Annotated in this window: 18 protein-coding genes; 9 read left to right on the forward strand and 9 right to left on the reverse strand. The window is 62.7% G+C overall.

The window, feature by feature from the left end; genetic code table 11:
* Window positions 1-4: 4 nt before the first annotated feature.
* From NKJ15_RS28825 to mdh, 7 genes are all read right to left on the reverse strand, one after another.
* Window positions 5-2,992 carry a 2-oxoglutarate dehydrogenase E1 component gene (locus tag NKJ15_RS28825; protein WP_352470806.1) on the reverse strand — a complete coding sequence of 996 codons (2,988 nt, stop codon included), beginning with the start codon at window positions 2,990-2,992 and terminating at the stop codon, window positions 5-7.
* 126 nt (window positions 2,993-3,118) lie between these two features.
* The gene (gene sucD, locus NKJ15_RS28830) at window positions 3,119-4,021 is read right to left on the reverse strand and encodes a succinate--CoA ligase subunit alpha (RefSeq protein ID WP_352450172.1); all 903 of its coding nucleotides are present in this window, start codon (window positions 4,019-4,021) and stop codon (window positions 3,119-3,121) included.
* A 12-nt stretch (window positions 4,022-4,033) separates the two neighbouring features.
* A complete protein-coding gene (locus tag NKJ15_RS28835) occupies window positions 4,034-4,531 on the reverse strand; it encodes a DUF1579 family protein (protein ID WP_352767366.1) in 498 nt (165 codons plus the stop codon).
* Between the two features lie 2 nt (window positions 4,532-4,533).
* A complete protein-coding gene (locus tag NKJ15_RS28840) occupies window positions 4,534-4,905 on the reverse strand; it encodes a cupin domain-containing protein (protein ID WP_352819194.1) in 372 nt (123 codons plus the stop codon).
* Window positions 4,906-4,960: 55 nt separating this feature from the next.
* Window positions 4,961-5,521, reverse strand: coding sequence for a hypothetical protein (locus NKJ15_RS28845; protein WP_352819196.1), 561 nt, complete (start codon window positions 5,519-5,521; stop codon window positions 4,961-4,963).
* A 10-nt stretch (window positions 5,522-5,531) separates the two neighbouring features.
* Entirely contained in the window at window positions 5,532-6,725 is a 1,194-nt protein-coding gene (gene sucC, locus NKJ15_RS28850; protein ID WP_352819198.1) for an ADP-forming succinate--CoA ligase subunit beta, read from the reverse strand.
* A 41-nt stretch (window positions 6,726-6,766) separates the two neighbouring features.
* On the reverse strand, window positions 6,767-7,735 hold the full coding sequence (mdh, locus tag NKJ15_RS28855) for a malate dehydrogenase (protein WP_352456335.1): 969 nt from the start codon (window positions 7,733-7,735) through the stop codon (window positions 6,767-6,769).
* Between the two features lie 232 nt (window positions 7,736-7,967).
* Here mdh and NKJ15_RS28860 point away from each other — a divergent pair, with 232 nt between their 5' ends.
* On the forward strand, window positions 7,968-8,393 hold the full coding sequence (locus NKJ15_RS28860) for a GNAT family N-acetyltransferase (protein WP_352819200.1): 426 nt from the start codon (window positions 7,968-7,970) through the stop codon (window positions 8,391-8,393).
* A 34-nt stretch (window positions 8,394-8,427) separates the two neighbouring features.
* Here the strand turns inward: NKJ15_RS28860 and zapE are convergent, their stop codons facing one another.
* Window positions 8,428-9,630 carry a cell division protein ZapE gene (gene zapE, locus NKJ15_RS28865; RefSeq protein ID WP_352819202.1) on the reverse strand — a complete coding sequence of 401 codons (1,203 nt, stop codon included), beginning with the start codon at window positions 9,628-9,630 and terminating at the stop codon, window positions 8,428-8,430.
* A 143-nt stretch (window positions 9,631-9,773) separates the two neighbouring features.
* Window positions 9,774-10,313 (reverse strand): protease inhibitor Inh/omp19 family protein, encoded by a 540-nt coding sequence (locus NKJ15_RS28870; RefSeq protein WP_352450179.1) that lies wholly within the window; start codon window positions 10,311-10,313, stop codon window positions 9,774-9,776.
* Window positions 10,314-10,618: 305 nt separating this feature from the next.
* On the opposite strand from NKJ15_RS28870, the gene NKJ15_RS28875 reads away from it, so the two are divergent.
* The 8 genes from NKJ15_RS28875 to NKJ15_RS28910 all read left to right on the forward strand — a co-directional run bounded on the left by NKJ15_RS28875 (window position 10,619) and on the right by NKJ15_RS28910 (window position 17,732).
* Window positions 10,619-11,629: an MBL fold metallo-hydrolase gene (locus NKJ15_RS28875; RefSeq protein WP_352819204.1), complete on the forward strand. Its 1,011-nt coding sequence runs from the start codon at window positions 10,619-10,621 to the stop codon at window positions 11,627-11,629.
* Between the two features lie 70 nt (window positions 11,630-11,699).
* Window positions 11,700-11,861: a DUF1328 family protein gene (locus tag NKJ15_RS28880; RefSeq protein WP_031195454.1), complete on the forward strand. Its 162-nt coding sequence runs from the start codon at window positions 11,700-11,702 to the stop codon at window positions 11,859-11,861.
* Between the two features lie 74 nt (window positions 11,862-11,935).
* Window positions 11,936-12,820 carry a diaminopimelate epimerase gene (dapF, locus tag NKJ15_RS28885; RefSeq protein ID WP_352819206.1) on the forward strand — a complete coding sequence of 295 codons (885 nt, stop codon included), beginning with the start codon at window positions 11,936-11,938 and terminating at the stop codon, window positions 12,818-12,820.
* Window positions 12,820-14,121 (forward strand): tRNA (N(6)-L-threonylcarbamoyladenosine(37)-C(2))-methylthiotransferase MtaB, encoded by a 1,302-nt coding sequence (mtaB, locus tag NKJ15_RS28890; protein ID WP_352615477.1) that lies wholly within the window; start codon window positions 12,820-12,822, stop codon window positions 14,119-14,121. The genes dapF and mtaB overlap by 1 nt, the downstream gene beginning before the upstream one ends.
* 11 nt (window positions 14,122-14,132) lie before the next feature.
* On the forward strand, window positions 14,133-15,722 hold the full coding sequence (ftsY, locus tag NKJ15_RS28895; protein ID WP_352819208.1) for a signal recognition particle-docking protein FtsY: 1,590 nt from the start codon (window positions 14,133-14,135) through the stop codon (window positions 15,720-15,722).
* 60 nt (window positions 15,723-15,782) lie between these two features.
* Window positions 15,783-16,448, forward strand: coding sequence for a septation protein A (locus tag NKJ15_RS28900; protein WP_352770463.1), 666 nt, complete (start codon window positions 15,783-15,785; stop codon window positions 16,446-16,448).
* 90 nt (window positions 16,449-16,538) lie between these two features.
* A complete protein-coding gene (locus tag NKJ15_RS28905; protein ID WP_352819210.1) occupies window positions 16,539-17,159 on the forward strand; it encodes a pyridoxamine 5'-phosphate oxidase family protein in 621 nt (206 codons plus the stop codon).
* Window positions 17,160-17,198: 39 nt separating this feature from the next.
* Complete coding sequence (locus NKJ15_RS28910) at window positions 17,199-17,732, forward strand: NADPH-dependent FMN reductase (protein WP_352819211.1); 534 nt, start codon at window positions 17,199-17,201, stop codon at window positions 17,730-17,732.
* Window positions 17,733-17,749 lie beyond the last annotated feature (17 nt).

The following is a 17,749-nucleotide window of genomic DNA, read 5'->3' on the forward strand; positions in this document are numbered from 1 at the left end:
TGTTCTATTCACCAAGCGCGTCGTCGAGCAAGGCGGCAAGCTGGGCGAGATGCTTCGACATCAATCCGGTCGCCGGCGAGGCGGCGGCTGGCCGGCCGGTATAGCGCACCCGCTGATGCTTGGCGTCGATATGCGCCAGCACCCATTCGAGATACGGGTCGATGAACGACCATGCGCCCATGTTCTTGGGCTCCTCCTGGCACCACACCATCTCGGCATTGCGAAAGCGCGACAGTTCGGTGATCAGCGCCTTGGCCGGGAACGGATAGAGCTGCTCGACGCGCAGCAAATAGATGTCGTTGATGCCGCGCTTCTCGCGCTCTTCGTAGAGGTCGTAATAGACCTTGCCCGAACAGAGCACGACACGGCGGATTTTCGAATCCTTGGTGAGCTTGATGGCCTGGCCTGACAGCAGCTGCGCGTCGTCCCACAACAGCCGGTGAAAGGCGCTTTCGCCCGACATTTCCGGCAGCGTCGATACCGCCCGCTTGTGGCGCAGCAGCGACTTCGGCGTCATCAGGATCAGCGGCTTACGGAAGTCCCGCTTCAATTGCCGGCGCAAGATGTGGAAGTAATTGGCCGGCGTCGTGACGTTGGCGACCTGCATGTTGTCTTCGGCACAAAGCTGCAGGAAGCGCTCGAGCCGGGCCGACGAATGCTCCGGCCCCTGGCCTTCATAGCCATGCGGCAGCAGGCAGACGAGGCCCGACATTCTGAGCCATTTGCGCTCGCCCGACGAGATGAACTGGTCGAACACCACCTGGGCGCCGTTGGCGAAGTCGCCGAACTGCGCTTCCCACAGCGTCAGCGCCTTCGGCTCGGCCAGCGAGTAGCCATATTCGAAGCCGAGCACGGCCTCTTCCGACAGCATCGAGTTGATGACCTCGAAGCCGGCCTGCGCCGCCGACAGATTGTTGAGCGGAATGTAGCGTGTCTCGTCGCGCTGGTCGTAGAGCACGGAATGGCGCTGCGAGAAGGTGCCGCGCTCCGAATCCTGTCCGGACAGCCGGATCGGATTGCCGTCGAGCAGGATGGCGCCGAAGGCCAGCGCCTCGGCCGTCGACCAGTCGATGCCTTCGCCGGACTCGATCGCCTGGCGGCGGTTGTCGAGGAAGCGGATGATCGTCCTGTGCGCCTCGAAATCCTTCGGCACCTCGGTCAGTTTCTTGCCGATCTCCTTCAGCATCTTGACCGGCACGGCGGTCTTGCCGCGCCGCTGTTCGTCCTGGTTGTCGGCCGAGCGCAGGCCGGACCACGCGCCGTCCAGCCAGTCCGCCTTGTTCGGCTTGTAATGCTGGCCCACCTCGAATTCCTGCTCGAGATGCGCCCGCCAATCGGCCTTCATCTTTTCGAACTCGGCCTGGGTGATGTGGCCTTCGGAAATCAGCCGGTCGGCATAGATCTGCACCGTCGTCTTCTGGTTGCGGATCTTGCGATACATGATCGGTTGGGTGAAGGCGGGCTCGTCGCCCTCATTGTGGCCGAAGCGGCGGTAGCAGAACATGTCCACCACGACAGGCTTGTGGAACTTCATGCGGAATTCGATCGCCACCTTGGTCGCATGGACCACGGCTTCCGGATCGTCGCCATTGACGTGGAAGATCGGCGCCTCGATCATCTTGGCCACGTCGGACGGATAGGGCGACGAGCGCGAGAAGCGCGGGTTGGTGGTGAAGCCGATCTGGTTGTTGATGATGAAATGCAGCGTGCCGGCGACGCGGTGGCCGCGCAGGCCCGACAGGCCGAGGATTTCGGCAATCACGCCCTGGCCGGCAAAGGCGGCGTCGCCATGCAGCAGCAAGGGCAGCACCTTAGCACGCTCTTCCAGCGGCACGATCTCCTCGCGGCTGCGGCCGAACAGATAATCCTGTTTGGCGCGCGCCTTGCCCATCACCACCGGGTCGACGATTTCCAGATGCGAGGGATTGGCGGTCAGCGACAGATGCACCTTGTTGCCGTCGAACTCGCGATCCGACGAGGCACCGAGATGGTACTTCACGTCGCCCGAGCCCTCGACCTCGTCGGGCGCGGCGGAGCCGCCCTTGAACTCATGGAAAATGGCGCGGTGCGGCTTGGCCATCACCTGCGACAGCACGTTCAGCCGGCCGCGATGCGCCATTCCGAGCACGATCTCCTTCATGCCGAGCTGGCCGCCGCGCTTGATGATCTGCTCCAGCGCCGGGATCAGCGACTCGCCGCCATCGAGGCCGAAGCGCTTGGTGCCCTTGTACTTGACGTCGATGAACTGCTCGAAGCCTTCCGCCTCGACCAGCTTCTGCAGGATCGCCTTCTTGCCGGCTGCGGTGAAGGAGATCTCCTTGTCGGTGCCCTCGATGCGCGCCTGGATCCAGGCCTTCTCCTCGGGATCGGAAATATGCATGAATTCGACGCCGAGCGTCGAGCAATAGGTCCGGGTCAGGATATCGAGCATCTGCCGGATGGTGCCGAATTCCAGCCCGAGCACATTGTCGAGGAAGATCGGCCGGTCGTAGTCGGCTTCGGTGAAGCCGTAATTCTCCGGCGACAGCTCGTTGTAATCCTCCAGCGGCTTGGCAATGCCCAGCGGATCGAGATTGGCGTGCAGGTGGCCGCGCATGCGGAAGGCGCGGATCATCATGATGGCGCGAACGGAATCGCGCGTCGCCTGATGCACGTCGGCGTCGGAAAGCGCTGCGCCGTTGCCGGCCGCCCTGTCCTTGACCTTCTTTTCGATGTGCTTTTCGACCAGGCCCCAATTGCCGTCCAGCGCCGAGACCAGCTCGCCATTGGCCTGCATCGGCCAGGAGGGCTTGGCCCAAGAGGCGCCCTTGGCGTTCCTGCGCACGTCGCCGGCGTCATCCTTCAGCGCCGCGAAGAAGTCCTGCCATTCGGGATCGACCGAAGCGGGATCGTCCTCATAGGCGGCATAGAGCGCGTCGATATAATCGGCATTGCCGCCATAGAGGAAAGAGGTAAGCGAAAATTGGTCGTTGGCCTGATCTTGTCTTGCCATGTCACTGTCGAAGCCTTTGCTTCGTCTCCTTTGTTGGAGGGGAGTAAGGGAATAGGGGAGTAAGTGAGTAGGGCAAATGCCCTCGTCTTGTTCCCTACTCCCCTATTCCCGTACTCCCTTACTCCCCTAACCCTTGATCGCCTCGACCAGCGTCGTGCCGAGCCGGGCCGGCGACGGCGAAACCTTGATGCCGGCCGATTCCATCGCCGCGATCTTGTCTTCCGCGCCGCCCTTGCCGCCGGAGATGACCGCGCCCGCATGGCCCATGGTGCGGCCCGCCGGCGCGGTGCGCCCGGCGATGAAGCCGGCCATCGGCTTGCTGCGGCCGCGCTTTGCCTCGTCCTTGAGGAATTGCGCGGCGTCTTCCTCGGCCGAACCGCCGATTTCACCGATCATGATGATCGACTTGGTCTCGTCGTCGGCGAGGAACATCTCCAGCACGTCGATGAACTCCGTGCCTTTGACCGGGTCGCCGCCGATGCCGACGGCGGTGGTCTGGCCGAGGCCGACATTGGTGGTCTGGAACACCGCCTCATAGGTAAGCGTTCCCGAGCGGGAAACAACGCCGACCGAGCCCTTGCGGAAGATGTTGCCGGGCATGATGCCTATCTTGCATTCGTCGGGGGTCAGCACGCCGGGGCAGTTCGGCCCGATCAGCCGCGACGTCGAACGGTCGAGCCTCGCCTTGACCTTGATCATGTCCATCACCGGTATGCCCTCGGTGATGCAGACGATCAGCGGGATCTCGGCCTCGATCGCTTCCAGGATCGCTTCGGCAGCACCCGCCGGCGGCACGTAGACGACCGAAGCGTTGGCGCCGGTCCTGGCCTTGCCTTCGGCTACGGTGGCGAAGATCGGAAGCGCCTCGCCCTTGGCGCCGGTCCAGGTTTCGCCGCCCTTCTTGGGGTGGATGCCGCCGACCATCTTTGTGCCGTGATAGGCGAGCGCCTGTTCAGTGTGAAACGTGCCGGTCTTGCCGGTCAGGCCCTGCACCAGCACCTTGGTGTTCTTGTCGACGAGAATGGACATCGGAGCCCTTTTCTAAAAACCGTTGATCGAGGAAGGCGAGACGCGCCGGTAGACGCCGCTCACCATGTCTTGCCAGCCATCGCCGCCGGCAGGTTTGAAATGCAGTCGCATGCGGAAGGCATCGGCATTGTCGAAAATATAAGTCACACGCGCGGAGCCGCGCTGCGACGACCGCTCCAGAACCAGCTCCGTGCCGTTCCAGCTGCCTTTGGCCGGCGACATCGGCACGAAACCCATCGAATCGAACTGGTGCATGGTGACGATTTTGTTTTGCTGGTCGAAGCCGAACACGCTGTACGCGCCGAACGAAACCGTGCCGTCGCGGCGCTGGCGATAGCGCTGTACTACGAACAGGCCGCCGAACTGTGCCTCTGCCAGTATTTCCGAACTCGCTGTTCCGCCATCGGCCCATTTCGTGGCCGACACCTCTTCCTCGCCGCGCCACGCTCCGACCAGCGCCCGCAGGCGCTGGTGATCGGCCGAGAGTGAGGAGAAGGGCGCAGCGTTCATGGTCAGAGCCGCTTGAGATCGGCGACGGTGAGGTCGCTCTTAGCGTTGCCGGTGTTGAGCGTCGTCGCCGGCTCGAACATCAGCACGACAGGTTCCTCGCTCAGTGAGCGCGGCCGGTGCTCGACCGCCCGCGGCACGACGATGAAGTCGCCGCTGCCGAGTTCCACCGTGCCGTCGCGGAAATCGATGGCGATGCGGCCGCGCAGCACCAGGAAGGCCTCGTCCTCATTGTCATGCGCGTGCCAATCGAAGACCTCGCCGAACTTGGCGATCTTGACCTGGCTGTCGTTCACGTCGCCGGCGATATGCGGATCGAAGACCTTCTTGATCTTCTGATCCGCCGCCTCGACGAGGTTTATCTTGTGCGGAGGCACAGGCTCATTCCTTCACGCTGAGGGCCGTCATCCTCGCTCGAAATTTGCTCGCGGGTCATTCCGGACTGACCCCATGATGCGGAGAATTAGACCCGAAACGAAAAACTCCTGTCAGCTTACCATCCAGCGGCTGGTCGCTTATCGTTCCGACAAAACGGCACTTTCCGTCGTTTTGAACCGAAGTCTCACATTCTTTGCTTACGAAAAACCGCATCAAGGTTTGGTCCGGCAGATCGTCAATAATTTGTTCTTTTGGTATTTCGACCAAACCTTGCGATCGGACATAGTTATCGAACTCTGATATCCGAGTCGTAGTTCCAAAAACCTCGCAAACATCTATCGCAGGACCACTTCCATCTGTTCTCGCAGACCTCAGGGTCACAAAAGGCCTAGAGAGGTTTCCGGATCGGTCGCGAACATAGGTTTTTATGCCGAAATCGTTCGAACGGATTGAAAACCCATTCTCTAGAGCCAATTGCTCGCTTCTCATCAAATCACCGTCAGACGCTATGCAAATATTCTCATAGAGCACGACTGCATCCGAAATCTCTTCTGATTGCGATGGAACGGCCAGACAGCCGAACCCAATTGCGCACAGAAGTCGGGTCGAAATCATCGACTGCCCTTTACCCCTTCACGGCCGCGACAATCTTCTTGGCCGCGTCATCAAGATCGTCGGCCGACACAACATTTAGCCCGCTGTCGTTGATGATCTTCTTGCCGAGCTCGGCATTGGTGCCTTCCAGCCGCACCACCAGCGGCACTTGCAGGCCGACTTCCTTGACCGCGGCGATGACGCCCTCGGCGATGATGTCGCACTTCATGATGCCGCCGAAGATGTTGATCAGAATGCCTTTGACCGCCGGATCCTTGGTGATGATCTTGAACGCCGCCGTCACCTTTTCTTTCGACGCGCCGCCGCCGACATCGAGGAAGTTGGCGGGTTCGGCGCCATAAAGCTTGATGATGTCCATCGTTGCCATGGCGAGGCCGGCGCCGTTGACCATGCAGCCGATATTGCCGTCGAGCGCGACATAGGCGAGGTCGTATTTCGACGCCTCGATCTCCTTCTCGTCCTCTTCGGTGGTGTCGCGCAATTCAAGCACGTCCGGGTGACGAAAGAGCGCATTGTTGTCGAACGACACTTTGGCGTCGAGAACGCGCAGCCGGCCGTTCTTCATGACGATCAAAGGGTTGACCTCGAGCAGGCTCATGTCCTTCTCGACAAACGCCTTGTAGAGGATCGGAAACAGGGTCGCGCCATCCCTGGCGGCGTCGCCGTCGAGTCTCAGTGCGGCGTTGAGTTTCTTCACATCGTCGGCCGTCACGCCCTTTTCCGGGTCGATGGCGACGGTAATGATCTTTTCCGGCGTGTCGTGGGCGACCGCCTCGATGTCCATGCCGCCCTCGGTCGAGACGACGAAGGCGACGCGGCCGACCGAGCGGTCGACCAGGATCGACAGATAGAGCTCGCGGTCGATGTCGGCGCCGTCCTCGACGTAGAGCCGGTTGACCTGCTTGCCGGCCGGGCCGGTCTGCTTGGTGACCAGCGTATGGCCGAGCATCTCCTCGGCGTTGGCGACGACCTCGGCCACCGACTTTGCCAGCCTGACACCGCCCTTGGCATTGGGGCCGAGCTCGTTGAACTTGCCCTTGCCGCGGCCGCCGGCATGGATCTGGCTCTTGACCACATAGAGCGGGCCTGGCAGCGCCTTGGCGGCAGCTTCCGCCTCGCTCGCCTTGAACACCGGCACGCCCTCGGCCACGGGTGCGCCAAAGCCTTTCAGCAGCGCCTTGCCCTGATACTCATGGATGTTCATGCGCTATGTCTCCAGCTTGCTTGGCGGGCTTGGTTACCGGCTTACTTGGCCGCGAGATGCGGAGCGATCTTGACGCAGGCGTCGCACAGGCCCTGCACCGCCGCGACCGAATTGTCGAACATCTTCTGCTCGCTCTTCGCGAGCTCGATCTCGATGATCCGCTCGACGCCGCCGGCCCCGATTACCACGGGAACGCCGACATAGGTGTTCTTGACGCCATATTGGCCGGAGAGGTACGCCGCACAGGGCAGCACCCGCTTCTTGTCCTTGAGATAGGCTTCGGCCATGGCGATGGCCGAGGCGGCCGGCGCATAAAAGGCAGAGCCGGTCTTGAGCAGGCCGACGATCTCGGCGCCGCCGTCGCGGGTGCGCTGCACGATCTGATCGAGCCGCTCTTTCGAGGTCCAGCCCATCTTGATGAGGTCGGGCAGCGGGATGCCGGCAACCGTCGAATAGCGGATCATCGGCACCATGGAATCGCCATGGCCGCCGAGCACGAAGGCGGTGACGTCCTCGACCGAGACCTTGAATTCCTCGGCCAGGAAATAACGAAAGCGCGAACTGTCGAGCACGCCGGCCATGCCGACGACATGGCTCTTGGGCAGGCCGGAAAACTTCTGCAGCGCCCAGACCATGGCGTCGAGCGGATTGGTGATGCAGATGACGAAGGCTTTCGGCGCGTATTTCTTGAGGCCGGCGCCGACCTGCTCCATCACCTTCAGATTGATGCCTAGAAGATCGTCGCGGCTCATGCCGGGCTTACGCGGCACGCCGGCGGTGACGATGCAGACATCGGCGCCCTCGATGCCGGCATAGTCGTTGACGCCGGTCAGCCTCGAGTCGAACCCATCGACCGGCGACGACTGCGCGATGTCCAGTCCCTTGCCTTGCGGGATGCCTTCGGCGATATCGAACAGCACGACGTCGCCGAGATCCTTGAGGCCGACCATGTGGGCGAGGGTGCCGCCGATCATGCCCGAGCCGATGAGCGCTATCTTGTTGCGTGCCATGTCAGGATGTTTTCCCTTTGACTATGACGGCGCCCAAATCCTTGACGATTTGATGACGGCGTCGGAGGAAGAGGCCGGAATGCTGCGGAACCGCGAAATTCGCCGCACGCAATAGCCCCGGCCGCACAAAAATTCAAACGATTATTTTGGAGTGAGTAATTTCAATCGGTTAGAAACAATGGGAGTTACGTAAACGTCAAAATTCTGAAGCCGACTAGAGGAATTCTACACAATGGCACTGGAAATCAGAAGGCTGTTTCCTGACGATGACGCCCTTGTGATGCGGGTTGCCGACGAAGTCTTCGACGAGCCGGTCAGGCCGGATCGGCTCTCCGCCTATCTCGCGGAGCCCGGTCATTTCATGGTCGTGGCCCTCGCCGACGGCATCGTCGTTGGCCAATGCGCAGCCGTCATCCACCGCCACCCGGACAAGGTGAGCGAACTCTACGTAGACGAGGTCGGCGTGGCGCCGGCCTTTCAACGCCAGGGCATTGCGACGAGGATGCTCGGCGCCATGTTCGCACTCGGTCGCGAGCATTGTGAGGAGGCGTGGGTCGGCACCGAGCCGGACAATGTTGCTGCTCGCGCACTTTACGAGTCGCGAAAAGAGCCGCATGGGCCGGCGGAGGGGTTCGTCATGTATGTTTATCGATTATAGGCGCTGGCGGCAGCGCCCCCTTCGGTACTATCCCTCACGCCTGTGCCTGCCGTGCCTCCGTCGATGATCCCTGCGCTCTCTGCCTCTTCGCCCAGTCCTCCAGCCAGTCGTGGCTCTGCATCTCGATCAGCCGCGATGCGGTGCGCTCGAACTCGAAGACTTCGTTGCCGCGCTTGGCCGTATAGAGCTGCGCCGGCGGTGCCGCGGCGCTCATCACCAGCCGTACATGATGATCGTAGAGCGTATCGACCAGCAGGATGAAGCGCTTGGCTTCGTTGCGCTTGCCTTCGCCGAGCACCGGCACATGGTCGATGAAGATGGTCGAGAAGCGGGCGGCAATGGCAAGATAGTCGCGGGCGCCGAGCGGCCTCTCGCAGAGATCGGCGAAGGAAAACCGCGCAGCCTCCCCTGCAGCCCGCGGCACCATGACGTGCCGGCCCTTCACCGTCAGCATCGTCTCGGCCGTCGGCCTGCCATGTGTCATCACCGCCCACGCGTCGTCGAGCGCATGGTCGGCGGCGGCATCGGCCGGGGTGACGTAGACCGGCATGCGGCTGAGCTTGTCGAGGCGGTAATCCTTGTCGGCGTCAAGCGCCAGCACCTGCGCGTGGCGCTCCAGGATAGCGACAAACGGCAAAAACAACTGACGGTTCAGGCCGTCGCGGTAGAGATCCTGCGGCGCAACATTGGAAGTGGCAACCAGCACCACGCCATTGGCAAACAACGCCGAAAACAACCTTGACAGGATCATCGCATCGGCGATGTCGGTGACGGAGAACTCGTCGAAGCATAGCACCCAGGCTTCCTCGGCCAGCGCGCGCGCCACCGGCGGGATCGGATCGTCCTCCTTGGCCGTGCCGTTCTTGCGAGCCTGTCGGTGCTTCTGGATGCGGTCCTGCACGTCGGCCATGAAGTCGTTGAAATGCACCCGGCGCTTGCGCCGCACCGGCAGCAGCTCGAAAAACATGTCCATCAGCATGGTCTTGCCGCGGCCGACGCCGCCATGGATATAAAGGCCCTTGACCGCCTCGTGCACCTCGCGCTTGCGGGCGAACAACCACCCCAGCGCGCTTGATTTCTGCGCCAGCCGCTTTGCCGATATCTCTTCGATCAGCCGGTCGAGCGCAGCGGCGATCCGCTCCTGCGCCGGATCGCGCCCGATGGCGCCCGTCTCGACCAGATGGTCATAGCGCTGCTTGACGGTCGCATGGGTCTGGAGGCCGTCACGCAGATGCATTGGTCACGTCGTTCCGGAGCAATTCCAAGAAAAGTGTGCAGCGGTTTTCTGTCCGGAATTGCGTAAAAAACAAAAGAGGCAATTCCAGGAAAAGTGTGTAACGGTTTTCCGTCCGGAATTGCGTAACAATGGGGGCCGTTCTCTTACCTTGTAAGCGAGATCGGCAGGCCGTTGGAAGTCTGGCCGTCGAATTTCTCGCCGCCCGAAGAATAGAGCCGTGCCAGCGTGCCGCCATTCTCGTCAAAGAGCGTCAGCTGTTTGCCGGCGACGTTCCACGATTTGATGCCATCGAGCGGCGCCGGGCAATGCAGCGGTCCGGCGCGGTAGCCCGAACCGAATTTGGTCTGCGGCGTCGCCACCTGACAGCTCTGGCCGGACACGCTTGCCTTCCACACGCCGGCGACGCTGGACGCGGTAAGGTCGGCCGCACCGGCAGGCGCCGTCCCGTCCGGCGGCAGCGAGGCGACCTGGGTGTTCTGCGGCGCGGTAGGAAATTTCGACGGATCGGCCGGGCCGGGTGTCGCCGGCGGCGGCAGCTGGTTTGCGGTCACCTTGCCGGCGGGCGCAGCTTCCAGCGGCGCCGGCTGCTGCTCGTCCATCGATGTGAACCGTGAGGTTGAACAGCCGCTCGCAACGAGCGCGGCCAGCGATACGGCCAGCAGGCCGGTTTTCGAAAATTTCATTCTTCAACCTCCGTCGGATCGGGCTGGGGGTGCCGTCCGCGCAATGTCCCCCTCACCAAGATGGAGAAGGTGGCGAAATTTCAACCCGATATGGTTAAAATACGGTTTGCGCCGGTAATGTTGCAAATTTGTCGCAAAATGCACATTGTCTGAAATTGCGTTACGCCTTGGCCGTTTGGCCGACACCTCCGGTTGATTCGATACGGCGCGCTGGCGCCAAATCCCTGGCGTTCACCTCAAATGCTTGTGCGGGCCGGCGCCGGCATTATCTCTTGGCGATCAGCAAACTGCAGGGAGCCGATTTCTTGGCCGCGAGAAAGAGAGCCGCCAACCGCTATTACAGCGGGCCGCCCAGCGATCATTTCGACGGCACCTTGTTCTTCAATCCCGACGGACGGCCGCCGGGTCGCTTTGCCGATCTGTTGAAATGGCAATTGAGCCGCGAGCGCTCGAAATGGCCGGCGGCGGATCCGAGCCCGTTTCCACCGGCAAGACCGGTCGAGCGCATCGATGGTTCTGCGCTGCGCCTCACCATGGTCGGTCATTCCTCGCTGCTCGTCCAGACAGCCGGCCTGAACATCCTGACCGACCCAGTCTGGTCGCGACGCGTCTCGCCGCTTTCCTTCGCCGGTCCGAAACGCGTCAATCCGCCGGGCATCGCGTTTTCGCATTTGCCGCCGATCGACCTCGTGCTGGTCAGCCACAACCATTACGACCATCTCGACCTCGCCACGCTGAAGCGCCTGAAGACAAGACACGACCCGCTGCTGCTGACGCCGCTCGGCAACGACACGATCATCGGCGCTGCCGTGCCCCGTATGAGGCTTTCCGCGCATGACTGGGGCGACCGGGTCGATATCGGCGATGGCGTCGCCGTCCATGTCGAGCCGGTGCACCACTGGTCGGCCCGCGGTACTCGCGACCGGCGCATGGCGCTGTGGGCGGGTTTCGTCCTCGAGACACCCGACGCAAAGATCTATTTCGCCGGCGATACCGGCTTCCACAGTGGCATCAATTACCGGCTGATGGCGCAAAAGCACGGCGGCTTCCGCCTCGCCATCCTGCCGATCGGCGCCTACGAGCCGCGCTGGTTCATGGCGCCACATCACCAGGATCCGGAGGAGGCGGTGCAAGGCATGCTTTTGTGCAACGCCGCCTATGCAGCCGGCTGTCACTGGGGCACGTTCCGGCTCACCAACGAGCCGATCGACGAGCCGCCCAGAAAGCTCGGCGAAGCGCTCGATGCTGCCGGCCTGCCGCGGCAACGTTTTCGCGCCTTGCGGCCGGGCGAAGTCTGGGACGTGCCGGCGGTCTAGCGCGGCGGAACCTAAGGCATCACATAGACGTTTGTAGGTGTTCAAACCTGTCGGCTGCGAGGTGTCTCTCATGATCAGGTGGATCATCATTCTTTTGATTATCGCGGCCGCGGCGAGCCTGCTCGGCATGCCGGCACTGGCCGGAGCCGCCGCCACCGGCGCGCGCATCCTCATCGGCATCGTGCTGATCATCTTCCTGCTGATCGTGCTTGGCGTCTTCGCGGTGACTTGAAAATCACGCCGCGCTGGTAATTTCTGCCGCTATCCGCCATATAGGCGCCAAACCGGCAAGAGACCTTTCGATCGATGGCAAGCGCGGCCCCTTTCGCCAAGATGAACGGCATCGGCAACGAAATCATCGTTGCCGATATGCGTGGCCGTGCCGATCGCGTGGCGCCTGCGGCAGCCGTCGCGCTTAATGCCGATGCGGCGACCAGGTTCGACCAGATCATGGCGATCCACGACCCCAGGACGCCGGGCACCGCCTTTTTCATCGACATCTTGAATTCCGACGGAACCAGGGCGCAAGCCTGCGGCAACGGCATGCGTTGTGTCGTCCAGGCGCTCGCCGCCGAGACCGGCCAGAAGACATTTGCCTTTGAAACAGTCGCCGGCATCCTCAATGCCGAGGAACATGCCGACGGAATGATCTCGGTCGACCTGGGCAGGCCGCGCTTTGGCTGGCAGGACATCCCGCTGGCCGAGGAATTCCGCGACACCCGCATGATCGAGCTGCAGATCGGCCCGATCGATGCTCCGGTGCTGCATTCGCCGTCGGTCGTCTCGATGGGCAATCCGCACGCCATCTTCTGGGTCGACCGCGACGTCTGGTCGTACGAGCTCGAGCGCTTCGGCCCGCTGCTCGAAAACCATCCGATCTTCCCCGAGCGCGCCAACATCACCATCGCGCAGGTGACCTCGCCGGAGACCATGGCCATCCGCACCTGGGAGCGCGGCGCCGGTCTGACCAAGGCCTGCGGCACGGCTGCTTGCGCCGCTGTGGTCGCCGCGTCCCGCACCCGGCGTACCGGCCGCGGCGTCACGCTGATGACGCCCGGCGGCGGCTCGCTGCATGTTTTGTGGCGCGACGACGACCACGTCATCCTCACCGGTGCCGCCGAATGGGAATTTTCCGGCAGCTTCGATCCGTCGACCGGGGCGTGGGCGCGCGACACCGAAAGCGCCGCCTGATGGCTCCTCTTGGCAACAAGGGTATCGAGGTCGTCACCTTCGGCTGCCGGCTGAACACCTATGAATCCGAGGTGATGCGGCGTGAAGCCGAAAGTGCGGGCCTCGGCGGCCTCGAAGGCGGTGCCATCATCTTCAACACCTGCGCCGTCACCGGCGAGGCTGTACGCCAGGCCAAGCAGTCGATCAGAAAAGCCCGCCGTGAGAACCCGGCCGCCCGCATCATCGTCACCGGCTGCGCCGCGCAGACCGGCCCGCAGGATTTCGTCGCCATGGACGAGGTCGATCTCGTCCTCGGCAATGAGGAAAAGCTGAAGGCGCATTCCTATCGCGCGCTGCCGGATTTCGGCATCAACGACACTGAGAAGGCGCGCGTCAACGATATCTTTTCGGTGCGCGAGACGGCCGCCCACATGGTCGACGCCATCGAGGGCCGGGCGCGCGCTTTTGTCCAGGTGCAGAACGGCTGCGACCACCGCTGCACCTTCTGCATCATTCCGTACGGTCGCGGCAATTCGCGCTCGGTGCCGATGGGCGCCGTGGTCGAGCAGATCAAGCGACTCGTCGGCAATGGTTATGCCGAGATCGTGCTGACGGGCGTCGACATGACCAGTTTTGGCGCCGATCTGCCGGGCGCACCGAAGCTCGGCAAATTGGTCAAGACCATCCTGAAGCAGGTGCCAGACGTGAAACGCCTGCGGCTTTCCTCGATCGACTCGATCGAAGCCGACGACGATCTGCTGGACGCCATCGCCACCGAGCCGAGGCTGATGCCGCATCTGCATCTGTCGCTGCAATCGGGTGACGACATGATCCTGAAGCGGATGAAGCGCCGGCACAGCCGCGACCAGTCGATCCGCTTTTGCGAGGATGTGCGCAAACTGCGCCCCGGCATTGTTTTCGGCGCCGACATCATCGCCGGCTTCCCGACCGAGACGGACGCCATGTTCGAAAACTCGCTGGAGATCGTCGAGGAATGCGGCCTGACGCATCTCCACGTCTTCCCGTTTTCGCCGCGCCAGGGCACGCCCGCCGCGCGCATGCCGCAGCTCCGCCGCGACGTCGTCAAGCAACGCGCGGCACGCCTGCGCGCCGCCGGCGAGGCCGCCTATCGCCGCCATCTTGCCTCGCTCGCTGGAACGCATCAGTCGATCCTGGTCGAGCGTGACGGCCTTGGCCGCACCGAAGGGTTTACGCTGGCCGCGGTCTCTGCCGGCGCTCCGGGCGACATTGTCGAGGCTGATATCGCCGGCCATGACGGTATCCGACTGATCGCCGCGCCGCTTGCCGCCCGCGCCGCCTGAGAGCGCAAGACATGGCTGGGTTTTTCAAGAAGATATTTTCGTTCGGCAAGAAGGAAGTCGTCGAGGAGCGGCCCGACGAGGCCGCGCCGCTGCCGCCGATCAAATGGGACGAACTGGAGGCGCTGAAACCGGCCGCCGAGCAGGCCGTCCCGGAGTTTTTGAAACGCGAAGAATCGCGGCCCGAAGTCGAAGCCGTACCTCCACCGCCAGTCGAACCAGAGTTGCCTCCGGCACCGCAACCGGCGCCGGAAGAGCAGAAGCCTGAGCCGCCGCCGACCATTCCACCCGAGCCGGAAACGCCTGCTGAGGAACCGGAGGAGATCCGGGCCGAGCCGCAGCAGCCAGAAATCGTCCCCTCCCAGCCGGAACCTGCACCCGTCGAAGTGCCGGTAGTGCCCACCGAGGCTCCCTCAGCAGCGCCAGTGCACGAAGTCCCGCCCGCCGAAATACCGCCCCCGATCCGCCAGCCAGCGCCGGTCGAGACGAAACCGATCTTGACCGAGATCGCGCCCGAACCGGAGGTCCTGCCGGCGCCCCACCCTCCCATCGAGGGGGAGGTAAAGCCCGAGCCGGAAGCCGTTCCGCAACCAGCGCTGGAGCCAAAGCCCGCCCCCGGCAAAGTCACCGTAACCAAGAAGGTCGAGCAGAAAGCCGAGCCGCAGAAGGCGCCCGAACCGGCGCCGAGGCGTTCCTGGTTCCAGCGCATGCGAGACGGGCTTGCCCGGTCTTCCCGGGAGTTGTCCGGCAACATCGCCGGCGTCTTCACCAAGCGGAAGCTTGACGAGGATACGCTGCAGGACCTGGAGGATGTGCTGATCCGCGCCGATCTCGGCATGGAGACGGCTTTGCGCGTTACCGACGCGCTCTCCGCCAGCCGCTACGGCAAGGACGTCTCCGACACCGAAGTCCGCGCCATCATGGCGGCCGAGGTGGAGAAGGTACTGACCCATGTCGCCATGCCGCTAGAACTCGATCTCAGCCACAAGCCGCATGTCATCCTGGTCGTCGGTGTCAACGGCACCGGCAAGACCACAACCATCGGCAAGCTGGCGGCAAAGCTGACCGATGGCGGCCTCTCGGTGATGCTCGCCGCCGGCGACACTTTTCGCGCCGCCGCGATCGAGCAGCTGAAGATCTGGGGCGAGCGTACCAACTCGCCGGTCATTGCCTCGAAGCTCGGCGCCGATGCCGCCGGCCTCGCCTACGATGCATTCGAGCGCGCGAAGGAGGCCGGCTCCGACGTGCTGATCATCGACACCGCCGGGCGGCTGCAGAACAAGACCGAACTGATGGCGGAACTGGAAAAGATCGTCCGGGTGCTGGGCAAGCTCGATCCGGAAGCGCCGCATACCGTGCTGCAGACGGTCGATGCCACCACCGGCCAGAATGCGCTCAACCAGGTCGAGATCTTCCGCAATGTCGCCGGCGTCAACGGCCTGGTAATGACCAAGCTGGACGGCACGGCGCGCGGCGGTATTCTGGTGGCGATCGCGGCAAAGCACAAATTGCCGGTCTATTTCATCGGCGTCGGCGAACAGGTCGACGACCTCGAACCCTTTTCCGCAAGCGAATTCGCCAGAGCGATCGCTGGAGTGGCTTGACGAGCATGATTCCGAAAAGTTGCAGGCTCTTTGGATTGGATCATGCGTAAGAAGGACGCTATGAACCCACCCATCCTCGAAGGCGACCCGTCCGATCCGCGACGCAGGGCGTTGAACCCCGGCCTGAAATTCCTGCTCGAACTCGGGCCTGGCCTGGTGTTCTTTTTCACCACCATCCGCGGCGCGTGGCTTGTCGGGAAGTTTCCGATCCTCGGCCATATCGGCGAGCCTATCCTGATTGCCACAGCGTTCTTTATGGTGGCGACGGCGCTATCGCTCAGCGTTTCGTGGATTTTGACGCGCAGCTGGCCGATCATGCCGTTGGTCTCGGCCATCGTGGTGTTTGTGTTTGGCGCGCTGGCGCTGTGGCTGCAGGACAAGACCTTCGCTTTCATGAAGCCGACAATCATCAACAGCCTGTTCGGCATCACGTTGCTTGGCGGGTTGGCGTTTGGCAGATCGCTGTTGGGCTATGTCTTTGATTCCGCCTTCAATCTCGACGCCGAAGGCTGGCGCAAGCTCACTTTCCGATGGGGACTCTTCTTCCTTTTTCTGGCTGCGCTGAACGAGATCGTGTGGCGCAACTTTTCTGAGGAAGCCTGGCTTTATTTCAAGGTCTGGGGCACGATTCCCATTACCCTTGTCTTCACGTTAAGCCAAATGCGGTTGATCCTGCGCCATTCGCTCGAGGACAAGGCCGGCAAGGAAGAGAAGGCCGGCAAATAGAGCAATTCCAGGAAAGTGTGTAGCGGTTTTCCCGGGAAAAGCGCGTAGCGTTTTCCCTAGGGAATTGCATCAGAATAAGGGGAGAGGGGCATGGAATTCATCACCACGCGCGACGAGTTGAGGACGATCTACAAGACGCCTCGGCTGACCGACGGCTCGATCCGCAAGGAATTGAAGACATTGGATGGCCACTGCCGTTCATTCATCGGCAAGAGCCCGTTCGTGCTGATCGGCTCGTCCGACGGCGCCGGCAATGCCGATGTGACGCCCAAGGGCGACAGGCCGGGTTTTGTGGCAGTGCTCGACGAGAAGACCATCGCCATCCCCGACCGGCCGGGCAACAACCGGCTCGACACGCTGGAGAACATCCTTCTCAATCCCTCGGTCGGGCTGCTCTTCCTCATTCCCGGCATGAACGAGACGCTGCGTGTCAACGGCGATGCCCGCATCACCGTCGATGCGGCGTTACGCGAGCGGCTGGCGGTCGACGGCAAGGCGCCGCAAAGCGTCGTCGTGGTGACGGTCAAGGCCGCCTATATGCATTGCGCCAAGGCCTTCATGCGCTCCGAACTGTGGAAGCCGGAGAGCTGGTACGACTGCGCGACGCTGCCGACGCTCGGCCAGATCCTGCGCGACCAGCTGGCGCTCGCCGATTCGGCCGAGGCGACCGACCGCTGGCTGGATGAGGAATACAGGGAGACCATGTGGTAGCGTGCCCGGCAACGAATCGCCCAAGCCGGTCTCCATTCCTTGCTGAACATCCTCGCCATCTCCGGCAGCCTGCGCGCCGCCTCGACCAATTCGGCCCTGGTCGCGGCACTCGCGCAAAACGCGCCGCCGGACTGTCGCGTCTCCGTCTATGATGGGCTTGGCCGGCTGCCGATCTTCAACCCCGACGACGAAGGCGAGCGGACGCCGCCGCAAGCAGCAGTGCTGATCGATGCGGTCACCGCCGCTGACGGCGTCATCGTCTCCTGCCCGGAATATGCCCACGGTGTGCCAGGCGGCCTGAAGAACGCGCTTGACTGGCTGGTGTCGCGCGATGCCGCCGTTGGCAAGCCAGCCATGCTGGTGCATGCCTCGCCGCGCTCGCTGTTTGCCCGCGCCGCACTGGTCGAGATCATGCGGACAATGTCTTTTGCGCTCCATGAGGAAGCAGCGCTCGAAATAGCGCTGCTCGGCAAGAAGCCGCCGGAGGTGGAGGATATCTTGTCGCAGCCGGAAAACCGGCTGACGATGCGCGATGCCCTATCCGCCTTCGCGGAGTTCATCCGCTCGCGGTGAACGCCGGACCGTGCTTT

Origin of the sequence: Mesorhizobium sp. M0207, assembly GCF_040321995.1 — a bacterium.
Taxonomy (GTDB): Bacteria; Pseudomonadota; Alphaproteobacteria; order Rhizobiales; family Rhizobiaceae; genus Mesorhizobium.

What these genes read in the sequence shown, in the direction of transcription:
- NKJ15_RS28825 (WP_352470806.1), bottom strand. Translation starts at nt 2,992, where the DNA reads ATGGCAAGACAAGATCAGGCCAACGACCAATTTTCGCTTACCTCTTTC.
- sucD (WP_352450172.1), bottom strand. Translation starts at nt 4,021, where the DNA reads ATGTCCATTCTCGTCGACAAGAACACCAAGGTGCTGGTGCAGGGCCTG.
- NKJ15_RS28835 (WP_352767366.1), bottom strand. Translation starts at nt 4,531, where the DNA reads ATGAACGCTGCGCCCTTCTCCTCACTCTCGGCCGATCACCAGCGCCTG.
- NKJ15_RS28845 (WP_352819196.1), bottom strand. Translation starts at nt 5,521, where the DNA reads ATGATTTCGACCCGACTTCTGTGCGCAATTGGGTTCGGCTGTCTGGCC.
- sucC (WP_352819198.1), bottom strand. Translation starts at nt 6,725, where the DNA reads ATGAACATCCATGAGTATCAGGGCAAGGCGCTGCTGAAAGGCTTTGGC.
- mdh (WP_352456335.1), bottom strand. Translation starts at nt 7,735, where the DNA reads ATGGCACGCAACAAGATAGCGCTCATCGGCTCGGGCATGATCGGCGGC.
- NKJ15_RS28860 (WP_352819200.1), top strand. Translation starts at nt 7,968, where the DNA reads ATGGCACTGGAAATCAGAAGGCTGTTTCCTGACGATGACGCCCTTGTG.
- zapE (WP_352819202.1), bottom strand. Translation starts at nt 9,630, where the DNA reads ATGCATCTGCGTGACGGCCTCCAGACCCATGCGACCGTCAAGCAGCGC.
- NKJ15_RS28870 (WP_352450179.1), bottom strand. Translation starts at nt 10,313, where the DNA reads ATGAAATTTTCGAAAACCGGCCTGCTGGCCGTATCGCTGGCCGCGCTC.
- NKJ15_RS28880 (WP_031195454.1), top strand. Translation starts at nt 11,700, where the DNA reads ATGATCAGGTGGATCATCATTCTTTTGATTATCGCGGCCGCGGCGAGC.
- dapF (WP_352819206.1), top strand. Translation starts at nt 11,936, where the DNA reads ATGGCAAGCGCGGCCCCTTTCGCCAAGATGAACGGCATCGGCAACGAA.
- mtaB (WP_352615477.1), top strand. Translation starts at nt 12,820, where the DNA reads ATGGCTCCTCTTGGCAACAAGGGTATCGAGGTCGTCACCTTCGGCTGC.
- ftsY (WP_352819208.1), top strand. Translation starts at nt 14,133, where the DNA reads ATGGCTGGGTTTTTCAAGAAGATATTTTCGTTCGGCAAGAAGGAAGTC.
- NKJ15_RS28900 (WP_352770463.1), top strand. Translation starts at nt 15,783, where the DNA reads ATGAACCCACCCATCCTCGAAGGCGACCCGTCCGATCCGCGACGCAGG.
- NKJ15_RS28905 (WP_352819210.1), top strand. Translation starts at nt 16,539, where the DNA reads ATGGAATTCATCACCACGCGCGACGAGTTGAGGACGATCTACAAGACG.